This window comes from Allobosea sp. CER48, assembly GCF_044752385.1.
Lineage (GTDB): Bacteria > Pseudomonadota > Alphaproteobacteria > Rhizobiales > Beijerinckiaceae > Allobosea.
Genome location: NZ_JBIWYK010000407.1, coordinates 1 through 2821, shown reverse-complemented (window position 1 = coordinate 2821; position 2821 = coordinate 1). Strand labels below are relative to the sequence as shown.

The following is a 2821-nucleotide window of genomic DNA, read 5'->3' as shown; positions in this document are numbered from 1 at the left end:
GCGCGCCACGGCGCCGGCTTTCAGATGCAGATGAAAATCGGCCTGCATGATATTGACGTAGCCCATCGCGGACTTGGGCTCGGGCAGTTCGGCCTCCCAGTGCTGGAACAGCCCGGGGCGCTCGATGTCGATCGAGATGGCCGCGCCGCTGGCGAGGATGGCCGCGAAGCTGAGGGCGCCGAGATCGTCCTCCGGCACGTCGATCGCTCCGCCGGCGCCCGGCATCTCCCGCGCGGCCGGCTCCAGCAGCTCGCCCGCGCCGAAGGCAGCGAGCGCGTTGTCGAAGGGTTCCAGCCCGTCGAGGCCGATCAGGCTGAACAGGGTTTCACCATTGTCGTCCTGGCATTCCAGGCGCGGCAACACCCGCTCTCGCATCCTACTTGTCCGATCGGCGACGATGCGCCTGACCACCGTCAAGTCGATGCGGCTGTCATGAAAGGCACCCGAGAGCCGGGCCGCGTCGCCGGCGATCGTGACGGCCTTGACTGCGCCCATCCGCTCATGGGTCACACCGCCGGCGCGCGCGCTCAGCATGACCCGCCCCATCTCGGGCAGGCTCGGGAGGATCTCGGCCGGCGACTGCCTCAGGCGTTCGCGCGGGTTTGTCACTCTTGTCATTGTCGTCTCCAAAAAAGGGGGCGACGCTCCGGGGTCTCGGGCGGAGCGCCGCGGATCCGCCGCTCCCTTCTCGGGATGCGGCGTCTCAAACGGGAAAAGTCAGAACTCGACGGAAGCGGCGAGCTTGAAGGTCCGGCCCGGCGCCGTCTGCAGTTCGAGCGGGTTGGCGGCAGCGACCGAGACCAACGAAGGCACCTTGTCGTAATTCAGCACGTCGGCGAAGTAGCGCTTGTCGAGGATGTTCTGCACGCCGCCGCGGACGGTAATGAAGCTGGTCGGCTTCCAGTTCAGATAGGCATCGAACACCGAATAGCCGCCGGGCTTGAACGTGGTCGGAGCGTCCGTGCGCGTCGCGCCGGCCGCGAAGGTGCCGAGGACTTCCGCCTCCAGCCCGTATTCCGGCATCAGGTATTTGAGGCCGGTCACCGCCTTGAGCGGGCTTACATTGTAGGGGACCTCTAGCGAGCCCTGCGTCTTTCGCTGCTGGCCGTATTGATAGCTCAGTGCCAGATGCGTGACCCAGCGTTCCTGGAAACGCCATTCGGCAGACGCCTCGACGCCCGAGATCTTCACGCGCGCCAGATTGCGCGAGGTGATGTCGGTGGTGCCGGGGACCTCGTAGAGCTCCTGAATGAAGTCCGTGTAGTCGGCATGGAAGACGCCGACCGAGAACCAGCCATCGGTGAAGCGGCCGCGCACGCCCGCCTCGTAGGATTTGACCTTCTCCGGCCGCAAATCCGGATTCGGGATCAGGTTCTGCGTGCCGAAAGGCAGCGAAGTGTACAACTGCTGCGCCGTCGGCATCTTGAAGCCTTCGGCATAGCGGGCATAGAGCGAATAGGTCTCGTCCAGCTTGAAGATCGTGCCGACCTGCGGGATGAGCCGGTGCGACTCCAGCTCGCGCGGCGCCTTGCCGGGCACGATCACATAGCCGGGGCCCACCCGTGGATCGATGTTGTAGTTCGCGTAGCGAACGCCCGGCGTGATCGTCCAGCGGCCGTCGAGCAGTTCTATCTCGTCCTGGAGATAGATGTCGGCGCGCGTCGTCGTGGCGTTGGCGAAGTTGAAGCCCCCGGCGATCGCGGTCGTCGTCACGCCGGTGGCGAGGTTGCGGACATCGTCGCGCCGCTCGTAATCGGTGCGGGTGATGTCGCCCTGGAAGCCATAGGTCAACCGGTGGAAGCTGGATCCCAACGCAAAGCTCGACTTGGCCTGGACGTCCAACTGCGAGAACTGCTCAGTATAGTCGAGCAGGCCGCGCGTGAAGCGCTGCTGGCCGTTGGCGAGCGTCTGCCAGTTGTTGGTCGTGAAGGTTCGGCTCTGCGGCGTGAACGAGGCCTGCCAGCGGATCGAGTCGAGGAAGCTCGATCCGACGTTCCACTCATGCTCCAGCGCCAGCCGCTTGCGTGACTTCACCTGGTCGCGAACGTTGGGTCCGTTGCGGATGCCCGAGCTGACCACATTATAGTTGTAGAGCTGGTTCACCGTGGAATCGCTGTCGAAATACTCGCCGGTGAGCTTGAAGCTGTGGTCGGCAGTGGGCTTGAACACGATCTTCCCAAAGGCGTTCCAGACCTCGGTATCGAGCGGATTCAGCAGGTTGCACCCGAGATAGCGCAGCGTCGGCACCGGGCAGCCCCAGCGGCCACCATCGGCGCGAGCCTTCGAGAGCTTGGCTTCCTGCGCAGTGCGCTGGCTGACGCCGATGATCGCCTCCAGCGCGGGCGAGAAGCTGTAGGCGGCAATGCCGGTCTTGACGAAGGAGCGGTCCAGGCTGTCGTAGCTCGTGTTCAGCTTCGCGGCCCAGGGCCTGTCGGTGCGGCCCTTCAGCAGGTCCTGCGGATCCATCGTGCGATAGGCGACGATGCCGCCCAGCGCATCGGCTCCCCAAAGCACCGAGCCCGGACCGCGCACGATCTCGACGCTCTTGAGGAAGGGCAGATCGACGAAGTCGCGGTTGCCGTCGGTAATGCGCTCGATCACCCGCGAGCCATCAACCTGCATCTGGACGCGGTTGCCGCCGACGCCGCGGATGGTGAAGCCGCCATAGTTGCCGAAGGGATCGGTTGCCGTGGTCTGGCGGCTGACGATCACGCCCGGCTCGTAGCGGACCAGGTCCTGGGTATCACGCGTGATCCGCTGCTCCATGTCCTGCCGCGTGATGACGCTGACGGTGCCGGGTACGTCGAGCGCCTGCTTTTCG

2 protein-coding genes are annotated in these 2821 nt (G+C 65.1%); both read right to left on the bottom strand.

The window, feature by feature from the left end; translation table 11 throughout:
- Positions 1-618 (bottom strand): hypothetical protein (locus ACIPIA_RS13600; RefSeq protein WP_400510314.1); only part of this gene is annotated, 618 nt, incomplete at its 3' end.
- A gap of 99 nt (positions 619-717) precedes the next feature.
- A partial coding sequence (locus ACIPIA_RS13595; protein ID WP_400510313.1) for a TonB-dependent hemoglobin/transferrin/lactoferrin family receptor occupies positions 718-2821 on the bottom strand: 2104 nt, incomplete at its 5' end.